The organism is Kutzneria buriramensis (genome assembly GCF_003387475.1).
Lineage (GTDB): Bacteria > Actinomycetota > Actinomycetes > Mycobacteriales > Pseudonocardiaceae > Kutzneria > Kutzneria buriramensis.
The window spans coordinates 37,359-53,825 of record NZ_QUNO01000001.1; the positions used below are offsets into that span (position 1 = coordinate 37,359).

Sequence of the window (16,467 nt, forward strand, 5' to 3'; positions counted from 1 at the left end):
ATTCTGCTCGCCGGACTGTGCACTGTGGACGTCGTGCAGCGGGTGGGCGAGATACCCGCGGCCGGCGAGAAGGTGCAGTCGGAGACGGTGGCGTTGGCCGCGGGCGGTCCTGCGGCCAACGCCGCTGTCGCGGTCGCCGCGCTCGGCGGCATCCCGACGCTGTTGACCGCGCTCGGCGCGCATCCGCTGGCGCTGCTTGCCTTGCGGGACTTGGATGATCACGGCGTGACCGTGGTGGACCTGTTGCCCGCCAAGCAGGATCCGCCGACAGTGAGCGCAGTGACCGTGCGGGACCGTGACGGCGAGCGGACCGTGGTGTCGCACAATGCCGCCGGCACGACGATTTCGCCGCCGGTGGAGATCCTCGAGGCGGACGCCGTGCTGGTCGACGGGCACCATCCGGCGCTGGCGCTGCGGGTGGCGAAGGCGTCCGCGCCGGTGGTGTTGGACGCCGGCAGCTTCAAGGACGTACACGAGGAACTGTTGCCGCTGGTGGACGTCTGCGCCTGTTCGGCGAGTTATCCGCTCAGCACCAAGGAGTTGCACGACCGCGGCGTGCCGGTCGTGGTCCGCACGCACGGTCCACGGGCGGTCGAGTGGTCGTGCGAAGGCCGCATCGGCGAGGTTTTCGCGCAGCGGGTCGCCGCCCGGGACACTTCCGGAGCCGGCGACGTCTGGCACGGGGCGCTGACGTTTGGCATCGGCCGGCTCGGCCACGTGCCGACGCCCCACGAGCTGCCCGGGCTGATCGATCTCGCCAACCGGGTCGCGGGCATCAAGGTGCGGCACGTCGGCCCGCGCGGCTGGGTGGACGAGGTACGAGGGGGAACCTGGTGAGATTCGACGACCTGGTGGCCCGGGCCGAACGCCTGGCGGTCACCGGCCGGCGGTCGCTGTTGGGCATCTGCGGCGCGCCCGGAGCCGGCAAGTCCACCCTGGCCGCCCGCATCGTCGAGGCGCTCGGCGACCGGGCCGTGCTGGTCGGCATGGACGGTTTCCACCTGGCGCAGCGCGAGTTGAACCGACTCGGCCGGGCCGAGCGCAAGGGCGCGCCGGACACCTTCGACGCCGCCGGCTACGTCGACCTGCTCGATCGCCTCCGTCGACACGGCCCCGACACCGTTTACGCCCCCGAGTTCCGGCGCGAGATCGAGGAGCCGATCGCCTGCGCCGTGCCGGTGCCGCCGAGCACGCCGCTGGTCGTCACCGAGGGCAACTACCTGCTGCTCGCCGAGGGCCCGTGGGCCGGCGTCCGGCCGCTGCTGGACGAGGCGTGGTTCCTCGCGCCGGCCGAACCGGTCAGGATTGCCCGTCTGATCGCCCGTCACGAGGCGTTCGGTCGCTCGCCGGAACAGGCCCGTGGCCGCGCGTTAGGCTCTGATCAGGCCAACGCGGTACGGGTCGACGCCACCTCGGGGCGTGCCGATCTGGTCATCGCTGAGGAGGAGTTGACGTGATCAGGGACCTGCTGACCTCCGCCAAGACGATCGCCGTCGTCGGGCTGTCGACCCAGCCGTGGAAGGCCGCGCACTCCGTGCCGGCCTCGCTCAAGGCCGCCGGCTACAAGGTGATCCCGGTGCACCTGACCGCCACTGAAATCCTCGGTGAGAAGGCCTACCGCAGCCTGCTCGACGTGCCCGACAAGATCGACATCGTGAACGTCTTCCGCCCGGCCGACGAGACCCCCGCCATCGCCGAGCAGGCTGTGCGGGTCGGCGCCGGCGCCCTGTGGCTCCAGCTGGGCATCGCCAACGACCGGGCCCGCGAGATCGCCGAGGCCGGCGGGCTCGCCTACGTCGAGGACCGCTGCATCGCCGTCGAGCGGTCAATGCTGGGGCTGTAGCCCCGAGACCGGCACCGGCAACGTGAGGAAGGCGTCGCCCTCGTAGCGGTGGTCGACGCTTTTCACCCGAACGTGGTCGGGATCGGCCTCCACCACCTGCACCGCGATCGGCTCGTCCCGGCCGGGCACCGTCAGCAGCCAGCGCTCGGCCAGGTAGCTCAGGCCGATCGCGTCCAGCATCGCCGCCGCGTCGTCGGAGTCGCCGGCCTCGCCGAGCGGGTGCCCGAATACCGTCACCGGCTCGAAGCCGCCGTCGACCGGCCGGAGGTAGCCGAGCAGCTCGCGGTCGTCCTCGCGGTGATGGGCCACCCAGTCGCTGGGGATCATCGGTCGAGCCTTTCCGCCGCCTCGCGCAGCACGTCCTCGGCGAGCCCGGTCATTCGTGCCTCGCCGCCGAGCAGCCCGTACTCGTCAACGGCTTCGTGGATCACCAACATCTCGGTGTAGGGCACCGAATTGGCGAGTGACCACAGCTTCTCGCCGCCGATAGCCACGGACAGCTCGCCGGACAGCATCGCGGTGGCGATCATTCGGGCCCGGATCCACGCGGCGGTCGTCGTGTCGGGCCAGGTCCGCCCGAGGTCGACGAACATGGCGTTGATCGGCTCCTCGATGCCCGCCCACGAGGCCTTGTCGTCCGGCGGTGCGGCGGCGACCTCGACCACGGCCGGCGTCTCGACGCCGGCGACCAGCAGGTCGCAGGCCAGTCGGATGTAGTCGGTCAGGAGCACGCCGCCCAGCAGGCGGCCGATGTTGAGCTCGTCGACCCGGCGGCTCAGTTCGGCGGTGAGTTCCACTCCGCCAGTCTTACGGGGTCGTCGAGCTGATTTCCGCGTCGACGGGCTCGTCCTCGGCGGGCTGCTGCTTGTCCTGGCGGTAGTGGATGACGCCGATGACGGTCGTGGTCACCACGACGCCGAGGGCGATCACCAGGGCGGCGGTCTTCAGCCACGGCACCTGGTCCAGCAGCCCGGTGCCGAAGTAGCCGACGGTCATGAACACGCCGACCCACGCGGCGGTGCTGACGATCGAGGCGAGCAGGAACTTCACGGGGTTCATCCGGGCGGCGCCGGCGATGGTGGGCACGACGGTCCGCACCCACGGCACCATGCGAGCGATCGTCACGGCCCAGAAGCCCCAGCCGTCGAGCAGGCGCTGGGCCCGATCGAGGTTGCGCTTGTTCAGGATCTTGCCGTCGCGGCGGGCGACGAACTTGTGTCCGGTGCGCCGCGCGAACAGGTAGCCGCACTGCCCGCCGCCGACGCCGGCGGCCCAGGCGAGCCCGGCGAAGATCCACGCCTGCACGCCGTGGTGCTGCTGCGCGAAGAAGATCCCGGCGGTGAACAGCAGCGAATCGCCGGGAAACAGGAGGCCGATCAGGAAGCCGCACTCGACGAAAATGCACACGAGAGCGATCACCGTCAGCACTACGGGGCCGACGGCGTCCAGTGATCCGAAGGCCATCTCGTGCAGGTGCACGCTTGACACCCTATGTCGTCACCACGGCGGCTGTCCCCGAACCGTGTGAAGGGGACAGCCGCCGTGTCTTATGACCCGTTACTCCGAATAGCCCAGTTCCACGTCGTGGACGAGCTCCTGACCAGCGGTGACGCGCAGCGCGGCGGCCACCGGCGGGTACCCGCTGGCGATCACGGTGTAGTCACCCTCGGACAGATCCCCGAAGTTGTACTGCCCGTCCTCACCGGTGGTGGTGACCGCGACGACCTGCCCGTCTGGCGCGACCAGGGTCACCCGCGCGTCGCTGAGCGGCTGTCCGTCGCCCCCGCGGGCCACGCCGCCGAGCGTCGCGCCGCCGAGCAGCTCCACGTCCCGACGGGTGGTGCCGGCCTCGCCGACGGTCACCGACAGGGCGGTGGGCCGGAACGACTCGGCGCTGACGACCAGCGTGTACTCGCCGGACACCAGCTCGGTGAACTGGTACGAGCCGCCGCCGTCGGTGGACCGGGAGCCGACCACCTCGCCGCGGACGTCGGCCAGCGTCACGGTGGCCTCGACGACCGGCGCGCCGCCGAGCGCCGAGACGACGCCGACCAGCCCGCTGGTGCCGGTGAGCACCACGTCGAAGTTCACCGGGGCGCCGTTGACCACGACGGTGGAGGCCTGCGGCTGGTGCGAGCCGGCCGAGGCGATCAGCACGTACGTGCCGTTGGACGGCGCGGCCAGGTCGTAGCCGCCGTCCTGCCCGCTGACGGTCCGCCCGACCTGCTTGCCGTTCAGGTCGATCACGGTCAGCGCGGCGGCGTGCACCGGGCTGCCGTCGGGCCGCCGCACGAAGCCGGTCACCGGGGTGCCGACGAGGGTGCCGAGGCTGCCCTCCAGGTGCGTGTGACCGTTGCCGTTCACCGCGTGCCGACCGGACTCGAACGGCTCGGTGGCCGCGGCGACCGCCGCCGGCACCGGCTCGTCGGTCGGGGCGGTCAGCAGCACGCCGTCCTCGGCCGCCTGGGCCTGGATGCCGGACTGCGTGCGCAGCGGCACCTCCTTGGTGACCAGGGTCAGGACGAAGGACACGGCGGCCACGATCGCGGCGCCGAGGAACACGATGTGCATCGCGTTCGTGAAGCCCTCCTGGAACGGCTGGGCCAGGACCGCCGGGTTGAGGTGCTGGATGAACGACGAGTCCTGCAGCGCGCCGCCGGCGTTGCCGCCCTTGAGCGCGGAGAACAGCGGCGCGTTGTTCGGGTCCTGCACCACCGACGGGGTGTGGATCGCGGTCTGGAACGCCTGCGTCGGCACGATCGCCTTGAAGGCGTCCGCGATCTTGTCGCCGACGGTGCTGAACAGTAGCGACAGGAACACGGCGGTGCCGACGGTGCCACCCATCGACCGGAAGAAGGTCGCGGACGCGGTCGCCACGCCCATGTCGCGCGGCGGCACCGCGTTCTGGGTGGCCAGCGTCAGCGTCTGCATGCACAGGCCCAGGCCGATGCCGAAGATCGCCATGTAGATGTCGACCTCGACCAGGCTGGTGTCCCAGTGCAGCTGGGTGGCGAACAGCACCGCGCCCGCCCCGATCAGCACGGTGCCGAGGATCGGGAAGATCTTGTACCGGCCGGTCCTGGACGTGATGATGCCGGAGCCCAGAGAGGAGATCATCATCGCCAGCACGAACGGCAGCATGAGCAGGCCCGACTGGGTCGGGGTGTTGCCCTTCACGATCTGGAGGTACTGCGGGATCATCGCGATCCCGCCGAACATCGCCACGCCGACCAGCAGACCGGTGACCGAGGTCAGGCTGAACACCGAGCTGCGGAACAGCCGCAGCGGGATCAGGGCGTCGTCCTTGGCGTAGTGCTCGGCGACCACGAAGGCGATCAGGCCGACGGCGCCGACGATGTAGCAGATCCAGGCGTCCTGCGAGGTCCAGCCCCACTCACGCCCCTGCTCGGCGACGATCAGCAGCGGCACCAGGCCGATGGTGATGAACGCCGACCCCAGCCAGTCGATGCGCCGCTTCACGTTGGACGCCCGGCGCGGCAGGTTGAGCACGATGGCGACGACCGCGAAGGCGACGATGCCGATCGGCACGTTCACCAGGAACACCCAGCGCCAGCCGTCGATGCCCAGGATGCTGGACTGGCCGGCCAGGGCGCCGCCGATGACCGGGCCGAGCACGCTCGAGGTGCCGAACACGGCCAGGAACATGCCCTGGTAGCGGGCCCGCTCGCGGGGCGGCACGATGTCGCCGATGATGGCCAGCGCGAGCGACATCAGGCCGCCGGCGCCGATGCCCTGGAACGCGCGGAACGCGGCCAGCTCGTACATCGAGGTGGAGAAGGTGCAGGCCAGCGAGCCGGCCACGAAGATGAAGATCGCGGCCAGGTAGAAGGGCTTCCGGCCGTACATGTCGGACAACTTGCCGTACAGCGGCGTGGCGATGGTCGAGGTGATCAGGTAGGCGGTGGTCGCCCAGGCCTGCTCGTCCAGGCCGTGCAGCTGGTCGGCGATGGTGCGGATGGCGGTGGAGACGATGGTCTGGTCCAGCGCCGCCAGGAACATGCCCAGCATCAGGCCGGACAGGATGGTGAGAATCTGTCGGTGGGTGAACGTCCCCGGGGCGTGCTCTGCCTTCGAGGTCTTCGCCGCCACCGGAGCGGCCGTGCTCGTCATCGTGTTGCCTTTCGCTGCTCGGCGATCGCGGTGGCCATCTGCGGTCGGTAGTTCTCGATGTCGGTGTTGAGCGCGTCGAACAGCTCCACGAGCTGGTGGCGGCGCTCCATCGGCCAGGTGCCGAGCATCTGGTCGATGTGGTGGTTGCGCTTGGCGCGCAGGTCGTCGAAGAGTTGGCGGCCGGCGGCGGTCGCGGCCAGCAGGCACGCGCGCCCGTCCAGCGGGTCGGCCCGCCGCTCGACCAGGCCGGCGCGGACCAGCTGGGCCACCTGCCGGCTGACCGTGGACGGGTCGGAGTGGACGGCGTCGGCCAGCGCGCTGGTGCGCTGCGGGCCGTTGATGACCAGGTGGGCCATCAGCATGTAGCCGGCCTTCTCCACGCCGTGCGGCTTGTCGTGGAACTGGTGGTTGGCGCGCTCGAGCAGCCGAAGGAAGCGGACCAGCTGGAGCCCCAGCTGGTCGGCGTTGTCCAGCCGCTCCTGGGTCGTCTCCATGTCCTACCTCCCTCGAAGATCGATGGTTGCTCCAACCAATCAGTTGGATAGTACAAGCATCTGTCCGAAGAGAGTAGTGGGCAAGTCCAATGGTTGTGAAACTCAACACTCGACCGGGTGACTACGGTGAACTGCATGAACGCCGTCGTTCAGTCCCTCCAGGAAGCGCTCGGATCCGACTCCGTGCGGGTCGATCCGGACGTCACCGCCACCTACAGCCGGGACATGATGCCGCTGGCGCCGGTCGGGCAGCCGCTGGCCGTGGTCTTCCCGAATGACGTCGAGCAGGTGCAGACGGTGGTCCGCGTCTGCGGCGAGGCGGGGGTGCCGATCGTGCCGCGCGGCGCCGGCAGCGGGCTGTCCGGCGCGGCCAACGCCGTCGACGGCTGCGTGATGCTGGTGACCACCCGGATGAACACCATCCTGGAGATCGACCCGGACAACCGGCTCGCCGTCGTGGAGCCCGGCGTGGTCAACCTCGACCTGCGCGACGCCGTGGAGAAGCACGGGCTGTTCTACCCGCCGGACCCCTCCAGCTACGACTGGTGCTCCATCGGGGGCAACCTGTCCACCAACGCCGGCGGCCTGTGCTGCGTCAAGTACGGCGTGACCACGGACTCGGTGCTGGGTCTCGAAGTGGTTCTCGCGGACGGCTCCCTCCTGAAGACGGGCAGGCGCACGGTCAAGGGGGTTGCCGGCTACGACCTGACGAAACTCTTCGTCGGCAGCGAGGGCACGCTCGGCGTGATCACCAAGGCCGTGCTGGCGCTGCGGCCGCTGCCGCAGGCCCCGGCCACGCTGATGGCCGCCTTCAGCACGACCGAGGCGGCCGGCGTGGCCGTGACGAACATCGTGCGCAGCGGCACCGTGCCGTCGCTGATGGAGATCATGGACTCCGTCTCCATCAAGGCGGTCGAGCAGCACCTGAACACCGAGGTCGGGCCGCCCGGCTGCGAGGCGCTGCTGCTGTGCCAGTCCGACTCCGGCGGCGAGGTCGCCCGGCTGGAGCTGGAGAAGGTCGAGCTGGCCTGCCAGGCCGCCGGCGCGGACCTGACGTACGTGACGACCGATCTGGCCGAGGGCAAGATGCTGCTCACCGCGCGGCGGGCGGTGCTGACCGCGCTGGAGGTCTACGGCGCCTGGCTCACCGACGACGTGTGCGTGCCGCGGACCGCGATCGCCGACCTGATCGCCGGCTGCCAGCGGATCGGCGAGCGGAACCGGGTGAAGGTCGCGGTGGTCGGGCACGCCGGCGACGGCAACATGCACCCGACGATGGTCTACGACCCCGCCGACGCCGACGAGTTCGCCCGCGCCCGCGTCGCCTTCGACGAGATCCTGGAGCTGGGGCTGGGCCTGGGCGGCACGGTCACCGGCGAGCACGGCGTCGGCAAGATCAAGCGGGAGTGGCTGGCCCGGGAGATCGGGCCGGTCGGACTGGCGGTGCACCGCTCGATCAAGCAGGCGCTGGACCCGGGCAACCTGTTCAACCCGGGGTCCATGTTCGCTATGGAGTAGGCCGGAAACCCACCTGCCGCAACACCTTCAGCACGAAATCGCCCACGTCCTCGTGCCGCGGCGGCGCCAGCAGCCGGTAGAACAGCGACCCGATGATGATGTCCACGATCACCTCGGGGTCGGCGTCCGCCGGCAGCAGACCCTCGCGAATCGCGCGCCGGATCAGGCGGACGCCGCCCTCCCGGCGCTTCGCGCCGGACGCCGCCCAGAAGGCGTCGAAGAGCTCCGGGTGGCTGAAGGTGGAGCCCATGAGCTGGGCCAGCAGCGGGGCCAGCCGGCGGTCGGCGATGGACTCGGCCATCGAGCCGACCATCCGCGCCATGACCTCCGGGTACGGCAGCGTGTCGTACTCCTCGTCGGTCAGTTCGGGCGCGTTGCGGCCGTAGACGATCGCCTGCGCCAGCAGCTCCTCCTTGGACGACCAGCGCCGGTACACGGTCAGCCGGGCCACGCCGGCCCGCTTGGCGATCTGCTCGATGCTGGTGCCGTCGACCCCGCGCTCCGCGAACAGCTCCAGCGCCGCCCGCAGGATCGCCGCGTCGGCCTCGGGGTCCCGGGGCCGACCGGCGGTCTTCAGCTCATCGGCCCGATTTTGATCAGCGCGGTTTCCAGCCACGTGCGTAGCCTTGCCGGTGACGGCCGTCCGTGCCAAGCCAGGTGTCCGTCGGGGCGGACCAGCTTGAGCTCGGGGCCGGTCTCCACGAGCAGGTCCTCGCCGAGATGCTGTTGGGCGACGGCCACGTGCGGGTCGTTCTCGGTGGGCACCACCAGCACCCAGCGGCCGTCGGTCCAGCGGGCGGCGATCTCGGGGTCCCGGTCGCCGTACGGGCCGAGTGGCCCGCGCCGGTAGCTGGTCGCCAGCTGGCTGGTCCGTTCGAACAACTTCCGTTGCGCCAGCGGGAGATTGAACAGCGGGAGCAGCACCGCGTCCCGGAGCAGCCGACGCCAGAAGCCGAGGCCCAGCACGAAGGACGTCAGGGCGGTGGTGCCGCTCAACACCTCCTGGGCGATCGGCCGCCGCTCCTGTTCGTACGTGTCGAGCAGGCCGTCCCCGGCCCGGCCGTTGATCACCATGGCCAGCTTCCACGCCAGGTTCTCGGCGTCGCCGATGCCGGTGTTCATACCCTGGCCACTGAACGGGCTGTGCACGTGTGCCGCGTCGCCGGCGAGCAGGATCCGGCCCTTGCGGTACGTGCCGGCCAGCCGTCGGTGGATGGTGAACGAGGACGTCCAGTCGCAGGCCTTGAACTCGGCTCGCAGTCCCGTCCGCGCCGGCAGCATCGTCCGCAGCTCGGTCAGCACATCGACCGGCTCCGTGCCGGGGAAGTCGCCCTGGATCCGCCAGAGATCGTTGCCGGGCAACGGGAACGCCGCGAACATGCCGGCGGTGCCGAGCCAGGTCGTCACGCCGTCGCGCGGCAGCGACCAGTCCAGGTGGACGTCGGCGAACAGGAACCGTTCCGCCAGCGGGACGCCAGGGAAGTCGATACCGGCGAGCTTGCGGACGGTGCTGTGCGCCCCGTCGCAGCCGAGCAGCCAGTCGCCGTGAATGTCCTCGCCCGCCCGCACCGTGACGCCGTCGGCGTCCTGGCTGACGTCCGTGACGGCCGTGCCCCATTCGACCTTGCCGCCGAGCTCGGACAGGCGGTCCCGCAACGACTTCTCGATCTCCGACTGGCCGATCAGCGCCCCCTGGCCCCGCATCCGGTCCAGCCGCAGCGTCATCACCGGCTTGCCGCCGGCGATGGCCTTGACGTAGCGGATGTCCATGCCGCGCTCCGGCAGGTCGCCGAGCGCCCGCACGCGGTTGAGCACCTCCGCGCCGCGCGGCTGCACGCCCAGCGCACGGGACGTCGTCGCCGGCCCGTCCGCCGCGTCCAGCACCCGCACCGGCACGCCGCGTTGCAGCAGGGCGCACGCCGCCGTCAGGCCGGTCGGCCCCGCACCCACGATCAGCACCGTCATGACCCCTCCCCAGGGTTTGTAAACAGTACAGCACTGTTTACAAATTGGAGCAGAAGAAACCGCCCCCGTCCAGGGGGCGGCGTCGACTGGTGGTCAGCGGATGCGGTCGATGCGTTGGGTGGCGTCCATCTCCTCGGCCTGCACGTCGAACTGCTGGGTGGCGTCCAGGGCCGGGCCCACCGCCTCCCGCGCGATCCGCTCGCGGCGGGCCTTGATGACCTCGAACGCGATCGGGATGACCGACAGCACCGGGATGGCGATCAGGAAGATCTCCAGGTGGTCGTGCACCAGCGACACCTGGCCGAGGAAGAAGCCGAGCAGCGGCACGGCGACCGCCCACAGCACGCCGCCGATCGCGGAGTACGTGAAGTACTTGCGCTGGTCCATCTTGCCGATGCCGGCGACCGCGGTGATGAACGTGCGCACGATGGGCACGAAGCGGGCCAGGATGATGGCCCGCGCGCCGTAGCGCTCGAAGAACTCGTGTGTGCGCTCGATGTGCTTGCGCTTGAAGATCTTGGAATCCGGGTTGCTGAACAGCTTCGGGCCGATCGCGGCGCCGATGTAGTAGCCGGTCACGTTGCCGACGACCGCGCACACCGAGAGGATCACGCAGGCCAGCCAGATCGGCATGTCCACCACGTGCTGGGCGATCAGCAGGCCGAGGGTGAACAGCAGCGTGTCGCCGGGGATCAGGAAGCCGATCAGGATGCCGCAGTCGGCGAAGATCAGCAGAGCCACGCCCAGGAAGACGTACGGCCCCAGGCCCTGGAGGATGGTGTTGGCGTCGAGCCAACCCGGCAGGGCGACGATGGTGGTCGTGCTCGCGGCGATCGCGGTGGTCACGATTCACCAAGGTACAGGTGCTCCCTGAGTGCCCGATTCAGAGCATGCTGAGCACGGCCGCGACGGCCCCGCCGGCCAGGCCCAGCACCAGCGCGAACAGCAGGATCAACCAGCCCGGAACCTGGCCCGGCTGGGCCGGCATCTTCGTGGTCGGCACCGCCCGGGTCACCGGCTCCGGCGGCAGGTGGTCGAACTCGCCGACCGGCGGGCCGACCGTGCTGCCCACCTCGGTGCCGGAGATCAGCCCGAAGCCGGGGCCGCCGACCGGGCCGTACAGGTTCTCCAGCGGCGAGAACCGCTCGGTGTCGTAGTGCTGCTGGGCGTTGTTGATCCGGATGGTGGCCAGCTCGCCGGTCATCGGGCCGGAGGAGAGCTCGCGCAGCACCATCTCCTCGGTGAACGGCGTGTCCGCCGTCCGGCCGGGCGGCTCGGCCAGGGCGTCGTCGAGGGTGACGGCCTTGGCCTTGGTGAACGTGTCCGGCTCGGGCTGCTCCTCGGCCTTGTCGGCCACGGCCTCGTCGTCGACGGGATCGTCCTCGACGGCCGGCGCCGGCTCGGCCTCGGGCTTCGGGGCGTCGGCCGCCTCCGTCAGAACCGCGGGCAGCGGCGGCATCGTCACCGGCGTGCTCACCGCCTGGGCGCGCAGCGCCTCCGCCAGCAGCCGCTCCGGGTCGTCGGACTTGCTCACGGAGACCACGTTAGTTGCTTCTGGGCACGCGGAGCAGCCGGGTCGCGGGGAAAGCGCCGGCATCCACCGCTCGGGTGAGGGTCACGAACGATCCTCCCGGTGACCCCGGCGGTAGACGTCCACCACCCGCAGATCCTGGTTCAGCACGACGAAATCGGCCAGCAGCCCGACCGCCACCGCGCCGACCTCGTCGGCCAGACCCAGCAGCTGCGCGGGCCGGCCGGCGGTCGCGGCGACCGCCTCCGCCATCGACAACCCGCACTGCTGCACGAAGTTCCGGAACGCCTGGTCCATCGTCAGCGTGCTGCCGGCCAGCGAACCGCCGGCCAGCGTGGGCACGCCGTCCTGCACGGTGACCTCCAGCCCGCCGAGGTCGTAGACGCCGTCGCCCATGCCGGCCGCCGCCATGGCGTCGGTGATGAGCAGCGTCCGCGACGGGCCCGCGTGGTGCGCGGCCAGCCGCACGGCCGTCGGGTGCAGGTGCACGAGGTCGCAGATCAGTTCCACGCTGACGCGTTCGTCGTCCAGCAGCGCCCCGACCGGCCCGGGCTCACGGTGGTGCAGCGGGCGCATGCCGTTGAACAGGTGCGTGGCGACCGAGGCGCCGGCGTCCACCGCGGGCAGCACCTGCGCCTCGGCGGCGTCGGTGTGTCCGATGGCGACGAGAACTCCGTTGTCCACCAACAGTTTCGTCGCCGCGACCGCGCCCTCCAGCTCCGGCGCGATGGTGATCATCTTGATGGTGTCGCCGCCGGCGGCCAGCAGCGTGCGCACGGAGTCGAGGTCCGGTGGCCGCAGCACCCGGGGGTCGTGCGCCCCGCAGCGCGCCGCCGACAGGTACGGGCCCTCCAGGTGGATGCCGGCGATATCGCCGCCTCGGACCAGCTCCGACAGCTCCCGGATCTGTCGGGCCAGCTCGGGGATCGGCCGTGACACCAGGCTCGCCATCGTGGTGGTGGTGCCGTGCCGGCGGTGCGCGGCGATCGCCAGCGCCGGGTCGTGGCCGGTGAACGCCCGGCCCCCGCCGCCATGGCAGTGCACGTCGACGAAGCCCGGCACCAGCCAGTTCCCGGCCAGGTCGACCAGGGCGTCCGGTCGTGGACCGGCGCCGACGGCGTCGATGCGGCCGCCCGTCACGGACACCCAGCCGGGGTCCAGCACGCCGTCGGGAGTCAGCACCCGACCGCCGGCAAGCACCAGATCAGCCACTACGCCTCCGCTGTGCCTATGCCGCCCGTCCCGGGCGGGGCCGTGGACGCCAGGTGGCCGGCCTCTTCGGCTCGGACGGCCATGCCGCTGAACAGACGCGTCATGTCCGTCCTTCACCTCCAGAGGCCGGCGCGTCCACGGCGTCGATGGCCATTAACGCGGCTCCCAGGCACCCGGCCTCGTCGCCCAGCGCGGCGAGCAGCAGTTCCGGCTGCCGTTGGAACACGATCAGTTCCGCCAGCCGCTTCCGCAACGGCTCGATGAGCAGATCACCCGCCAGTGCCAACCCGCCGCCCAGCACCACGGCCTCCGGACCGAGCAGCGTGGCGGCGATCAGGATGCCCTTGGCCAGGGCGTCGACGGCGTCGTGCCACACCGCCACGGCGTCCGGGTCGCCGGCCCGCACGAGGTCCGCGACCACGGCCGCCCGGTCGACCTGCTTGCCCGTACGGGCCGAGTAGCGGCGGGCGATCGCCGCCGACGAGGCGACGGTCTCCACGCAGCCGCGCTGGCCGCAGCCGCACGGCTCGCCGTGGCCGACGTCGACGTGCCCCAGCTCGCCCCCGTGCACGTGGAGGCGGCCGCCGACCATCAGGGCGGCGGCGATGCCGGTGCCGATGGGCATGATGACCACGTCCGTCATGCCCTGGGCACTGCCCAGGCGGTGCTCGGCCAAACCTCCGGCCCGCACGTCGTGGCCGAAGCTCACCGGCAGGCCGGTCCGTTCGGCCAGCAGCAGCCGGAACGGGAAGTCCCGCCAGCCCAGGTTGGCCGAGAAGACGCCGATGCCCTGCTCCTCGTCGACCACGCCCGGCACGACCACGCCGACCGCGTCGATCGGGTGGTCCACGGCGGCGCTGAGCTCGTCCACCAGCTCGACGATCGCGCCGACCACGGCGTGCGCGGTGGCGGTGCCGTCCTCGCCGCGCGGCGTGCCGCGGCGCCGGCTCGTCACCACGGACGCCTGGGCGGACGTCCCGGTGACCAATGCGGCCTTCATGTCCGTGCCGCCGACGTCGACGGACACCACGTACCTAGTGCGAGCCACGAGCGGAGGTAAGCATCATTGGTCTACACCTCGCAAGACAACGGAGCGGGTCAGATGCCGGGGCTGGTCGGGGTCGAGGCCCTTGCCCAGGGCGATCGCCACGGCCAGTCGCTGAACGGTCACGAGTTCGGCCATCGGGTCGCGGTCGCCGGCGCGGAAGATGCCGCCGGTGGCGAGGATCTGCTCGGGCAGCCCCGCCGGCGCGGTGCCGAACATCCACGCCACCCGGTTCGGGCCGGTGATGCTGATCGGGCCGTGCCGGTACTCCATCGCCGGGTAGGACTCGGTCCACGCGCCGGCGGCCTCGCGCATCTTCAGGCCCGCCTCCAGCGCGAGCCCGTTCGTCCAGCCGTGCCCGAGGAACGTGAACTGCTCGGCCTCGACGAGCTCGTCCGGCAGCGGCTCGACGACCGCCAGCTCGGCGTCGGCGATGGCTCGGCCCAGGTCCTCGCCGAGGCTGGCCCGCAGCAGCGCCAGCGCGGTGGTGGCGAACCGGGTCTGCACCACCGACCGCTCGTCGGCGAAGTCCAGCACCACCAGCTGGTCGGCCGTGCCGACGATCGGCGTCTCGGGGTCGCCGATCAGCGCGAGGGTCGGCGTCGTGCCGCGCGCCCGGTCCAGCAGGTCCAGCACCTCGGTGGTGGTGCCGGAGCGGGTGATCGCCACGATCCGGTCGTAGCGGCGGTCGAACGGGAACTCGGAGGCGGCGAACGCGTCGGTCTCGCCCTGGCCGGCGTCCTCCCGTAACCGCGCGTAGGACTGGGCGACGAACCACGACGTGCCACAGCCGATCACCGCGACGCGTTCGCCCGGCGCTGGCAGACTGTCGGGTGCGAGCCCGGCCGCCCGCCGCCAGCAGTCCGGTTGCGTGATGATCTCCGTCTCGACGAAGTGCGCGGCCACAGTCCTCCCTTGGCTGCTCATTAGTGTCCGTTAAGGAGCATACTTGCGCAGAAACGTGCAATGAAGGGGATCGGCATGAACCGGTACGAGCGGCTCAACTCGCTGCTGGAGCTGCTCGCCGAGCGCGGTCGGATCGAGGTCGACGACATCGCCGAGGAGCTCGACGTGTCCGCCGCGACCATCCGCCGCGACCTCGACCACCTCGCCGAGCAGCAGCTGCTGACCCGGACCCGCGGCGGCGCCGTGGCCCACGCCGTGTCCTACGACCTGCCGCTGCGCTACAAGACCGCCCGGCACGCCGACGACAAGCTGCGCATCGCCAAGGCGGCCGCCGCGCTGGTCACCAAGGGATCCGTGGTCGGGCTGAACGGCGGCACCACCGCCACCGAGGTGGCCCGCGCGCTGGCCGCCCGCACCGACCTGGACCTCACCATCGTCACCAACGCCCTGAACATCGCCAACGAGCTGGCCGTCCGGCAGCAGATCAAGCTGGTGGTCACCGGCGGCGTGGTGCGGCCGCAGTCGTACGAGCTGATCGGGCCGCTGGCCCGGATGATCCCCGCGGAGCTGACGCTGGACGTCATCTTCCTCGGCGTCGACCACCTCGACCCCCAGCACGGCGCGACGGCCAGCAACGAGGGCGAGGCGGCCATCAACCGGCTGCTCACCGAGCGCTCCGGGCGGGTGGTGGCCGTGACGGACTCGTCCAAGCTGGGCGGGGCCGCGTTCGTGCGGATCTGCGCCGTCGAGGACATCGACGTGCTGATCACCGACGTGCACGCCGACGAGGCCATGGTCGCGCAGTTCCGCGACCGTGGCCTCGAGGTTCAGCTGGTCTAGTTGGCCATCGCCTTCTGGAGGGCGTCCAGGGCACGGCTGGCGGTGGACTTGACCGTGCCCTTGGAGATGCCGGTGGCCTCGGCGATCTCGGCCTCGGACAGGTCCCCGTAGTAGCGCAGGACCAGCACCTCGCGCTGCCGCGGCGGCAGCTTGGCCAGCGCGTTGACCACGGCCTGGTGCTCGGCCGTCAGCATCGCCAGGCTCTCCGCGGAACGGGCGTTGGCGGTGTGCGGCGGCGTGTAGTCGCGGGCCGTCTTGCGGCGCCGCAGCACCGACCGGCTGCCGTTGACCACGGCCGTGCGCAGGTAGCCGACCGCGGCCTGGGCGTCCCGCAGGCCACCCCAGTTGCGGTGCAGGCCGGTGAAGGCCTCCTGCACCACGTCCTCGGCCGTCGCCGGCTCGTCGACCAGCAGGATCGCCAGCCGGACCAGGCGCATCCGGTGCTGGCGGTACAGATCCTCCAAGGTCAGCGGGGCAGCCGTGGAGGGCTCGGGGCCGTCCACCGCCCGCAGGTGGGAGAAGGTCCGCTCGACGCTGTTCGACTGCACGTCCACGGCGGCGAGAATACCCAACAGGTGCATTAGGTTGGCCGTCGAACGCTCACTACGGAGGTATGCCGTGCCCAAGTTCGCCGTCGAGTACAGCTACATCGAGGACGTGCCGCGTCGGCACGCCGTCCGACCGGCGCACCGCGAGTACCTGGGCACGCTGGTCGACACAGGTGCGCTGCTCGCCGCCGGGGCCTGGACCGCCGACGACGGCGCGCTGCTGCTGTTCGACGCCGACGACGAGGCGACCGTCCAGGGTTACCTGGACAACGACCCGTACAAGGCGGCCGAGGTGATCTCGGCGACCAAGATCACGCCGTGGAACGCGGTGCTCGGCACCTGGGTGAGCTGAGTTAGCCCCGCCAAGTAGCCGCGAGGCCGCGCCGGTGCCTGGACCGCAGCCGGATTTCGCCCGCCGCCACGCGACGCACCCA

Annotated in this window: 19 protein-coding genes; 6 read left to right on the top strand and 13 right to left on the bottom strand. The window is 71.1% G+C overall.

Annotation, left to right across the window (positions count from 1 at the left end; genetic code table 11):
• From BCF44_RS00200 to BCF44_RS00210, 3 genes are read left to right on the top strand one after another with little or no spacing between them, the layout of a single operon-like run.
• Positions 1-837, top strand: coding sequence for a PfkB family carbohydrate kinase (locus BCF44_RS00200; protein WP_116172792.1), 837 nt, complete (start codon positions 1-3; stop codon positions 835-837).
• On the top strand, positions 831-1,457 hold the full coding sequence (locus tag BCF44_RS00205) for a nucleoside/nucleotide kinase family protein (RefSeq protein WP_116172793.1): 627 nt from the start codon (positions 831-833) through the stop codon (positions 1,455-1,457). The genes BCF44_RS00200 and BCF44_RS00205 overlap by 7 nt, the downstream gene beginning before the upstream one ends.
• On the top strand, positions 1,454-1,843 hold the full coding sequence (locus tag BCF44_RS00210) for a CoA-binding protein (protein ID WP_116172021.1): 390 nt from the start codon (positions 1,454-1,456) through the stop codon (positions 1,841-1,843). Before BCF44_RS00205 ends, BCF44_RS00210 begins: the two co-directional genes overlap by 4 nt.
• Here BCF44_RS00210 and BCF44_RS00215 read toward each other — a convergent pair.
• The 5 genes from BCF44_RS00215 to BCF44_RS00235 form a co-directional block, all read right to left on the bottom strand.
• Complete coding sequence (locus tag BCF44_RS00215; protein WP_116172022.1) at positions 1,826-2,170, bottom strand: hypothetical protein; 345 nt, start codon at positions 2,168-2,170, stop codon at positions 1,826-1,828. The genes BCF44_RS00210 and BCF44_RS00215 overlap by 18 nt on opposite strands.
• Positions 2,167-2,640: a hypothetical protein gene (locus BCF44_RS00220; protein ID WP_116172023.1), complete on the bottom strand. Its 474-nt coding sequence runs from the start codon at positions 2,638-2,640 to the stop codon at positions 2,167-2,169. Before BCF44_RS00220 ends, BCF44_RS00215 begins: the two co-directional genes overlap by 4 nt.
• A gap of 10 nt (positions 2,641-2,650) precedes the next feature.
• Complete coding sequence (locus BCF44_RS00225) at positions 2,651-3,322, bottom strand: DedA family protein (protein ID WP_246014752.1); 672 nt, start codon at positions 3,320-3,322, stop codon at positions 2,651-2,653.
• 78 nt (positions 3,323-3,400) lie between these two features.
• Positions 3,401-5,974, bottom strand: a complete 2,574-nt coding sequence (locus BCF44_RS00230) for an MFS transporter (protein WP_116172024.1) — start codon at positions 5,972-5,974, stop codon at positions 3,401-3,403.
• On the bottom strand, positions 5,971-6,468 hold the full coding sequence (locus BCF44_RS00235) for a MarR family winged helix-turn-helix transcriptional regulator (protein ID WP_116172025.1): 498 nt from the start codon (positions 6,466-6,468) through the stop codon (positions 5,971-5,973). Before BCF44_RS00235 ends, BCF44_RS00230 begins: the two co-directional genes overlap by 4 nt.
• 135 nt (positions 6,469-6,603) lie before the next feature.
• On the opposite strand from BCF44_RS00235, the gene BCF44_RS00240 reads away from it, so the two are divergent.
• Complete coding sequence (locus tag BCF44_RS00240) at positions 6,604-7,986, top strand: FAD-binding oxidoreductase (RefSeq protein WP_116172026.1); 1,383 nt, start codon at positions 6,604-6,606, stop codon at positions 7,984-7,986.
• Here BCF44_RS00240 and BCF44_RS00245 read toward each other — a convergent pair.
• The 7 genes from BCF44_RS00245 to BCF44_RS00275 form a co-directional block, all read right to left on the bottom strand.
• Positions 7,976-8,602: a TetR/AcrR family transcriptional regulator gene (locus BCF44_RS00245; protein ID WP_170217272.1), complete on the bottom strand. Its 627-nt coding sequence runs from the start codon at positions 8,600-8,602 to the stop codon at positions 7,976-7,978. The two genes, BCF44_RS00240 and BCF44_RS00245, sit on opposite strands and share 11 nt — an antisense overlap.
• A complete protein-coding gene (locus BCF44_RS00250) occupies positions 8,560-9,951 on the bottom strand; it encodes an FAD-dependent oxidoreductase (RefSeq protein ID WP_116172028.1) in 1,392 nt (463 codons plus the stop codon). Before BCF44_RS00250 ends, BCF44_RS00245 begins: the two co-directional genes overlap by 43 nt.
• A 93-nt stretch (positions 9,952-10,044) precedes the next feature.
• Positions 10,045-10,797: a DedA family protein gene (locus BCF44_RS00255; protein ID WP_342775549.1), complete on the bottom strand. Its 753-nt coding sequence runs from the start codon at positions 10,795-10,797 to the stop codon at positions 10,045-10,047.
• Positions 10,798-10,834: 37 nt separating this feature from the next.
• On the bottom strand, positions 10,835-11,485 hold the full coding sequence (locus BCF44_RS00260) for a hypothetical protein (RefSeq protein ID WP_147328334.1): 651 nt from the start codon (positions 11,483-11,485) through the stop codon (positions 10,835-10,837).
• Between the two features lie 81 nt (positions 11,486-11,566).
• On the bottom strand, positions 11,567-12,694 hold the full coding sequence (gene nagA, locus BCF44_RS00265) for an N-acetylglucosamine-6-phosphate deacetylase (RefSeq protein ID WP_116172031.1): 1,128 nt from the start codon (positions 12,692-12,694) through the stop codon (positions 11,567-11,569).
• A gap of 100 nt (positions 12,695-12,794) precedes the next feature.
• Positions 12,795-13,742: an ROK family protein gene (locus BCF44_RS00270; protein WP_281283066.1), complete on the bottom strand. Its 948-nt coding sequence runs from the start codon at positions 13,740-13,742 to the stop codon at positions 12,795-12,797.
• A gap of 15 nt (positions 13,743-13,757) precedes the next feature.
• Positions 13,758-14,645, bottom strand: a complete 888-nt coding sequence (locus BCF44_RS00275) for an SIS domain-containing protein (RefSeq protein ID WP_246014753.1) — start codon at positions 14,643-14,645, stop codon at positions 13,758-13,760.
• A 75-nt stretch (positions 14,646-14,720) separates the two neighbouring features.
• On the opposite strand from BCF44_RS00275, the gene BCF44_RS00280 reads away from it, so the two are divergent.
• Positions 14,721-15,485: a DeoR/GlpR family DNA-binding transcription regulator gene (locus tag BCF44_RS00280; RefSeq protein WP_116172796.1), complete on the top strand. Its 765-nt coding sequence runs from the start codon at positions 14,721-14,723 to the stop codon at positions 15,483-15,485.
• Here the strand turns inward: BCF44_RS00280 and BCF44_RS00285 are convergent.
• The gene (locus BCF44_RS00285) at positions 15,482-16,039 is read right to left on the bottom strand and encodes a SigE family RNA polymerase sigma factor (protein ID WP_246014754.1); all 558 of its coding nucleotides are present in this window, start codon (positions 16,037-16,039) and stop codon (positions 15,482-15,484) included. The genes BCF44_RS00280 and BCF44_RS00285 overlap by 4 nt on opposite strands.
• 64 nt (positions 16,040-16,103) lie before the next feature.
• Here BCF44_RS00285 and BCF44_RS55190 point away from each other — a divergent pair, with 64 nt between their 5' ends.
• Entirely contained in the window at positions 16,104-16,385 is a 282-nt protein-coding gene (locus BCF44_RS55190; RefSeq protein ID WP_170217273.1) for a YciI family protein, read from the top strand.
• Positions 16,386-16,467: the final 82 nt, after the last annotated feature.

Bases quoted from the DNA above. Each gene is read 5' to 3' on its own strand.
- BCF44_RS00250 (WP_116172028.1), bottom strand. From the start codon at position 9,951: ATGACGGTGCTGATCGTGGGTGCGGGGCCGACCGGCCTGACGGCGGCG.
- BCF44_RS00215 (WP_116172022.1), bottom strand. From the start codon at position 2,170: ATGATCCCCAGCGACTGGGTGGCCCATCACCGCGAGGACGACCGCGAG.
- BCF44_RS00240 (WP_116172026.1), top strand. From the start codon at position 6,604: ATGAACGCCGTCGTTCAGTCCCTCCAGGAAGCGCTCGGATCCGACTCC.
- BCF44_RS00235 (WP_116172025.1), bottom strand. From the start codon at position 6,468: ATGGAGACGACCCAGGAGCGGCTGGACAACGCCGACCAGCTGGGGCTC.
- BCF44_RS00230 (WP_116172024.1), bottom strand. From the start codon at position 5,974: ATGACGAGCACGGCCGCTCCGGTGGCGGCGAAGACCTCGAAGGCAGAG.
- BCF44_RS00280 (WP_116172796.1), top strand. From the start codon at position 14,721: ATGAACCGGTACGAGCGGCTCAACTCGCTGCTGGAGCTGCTCGCCGAG.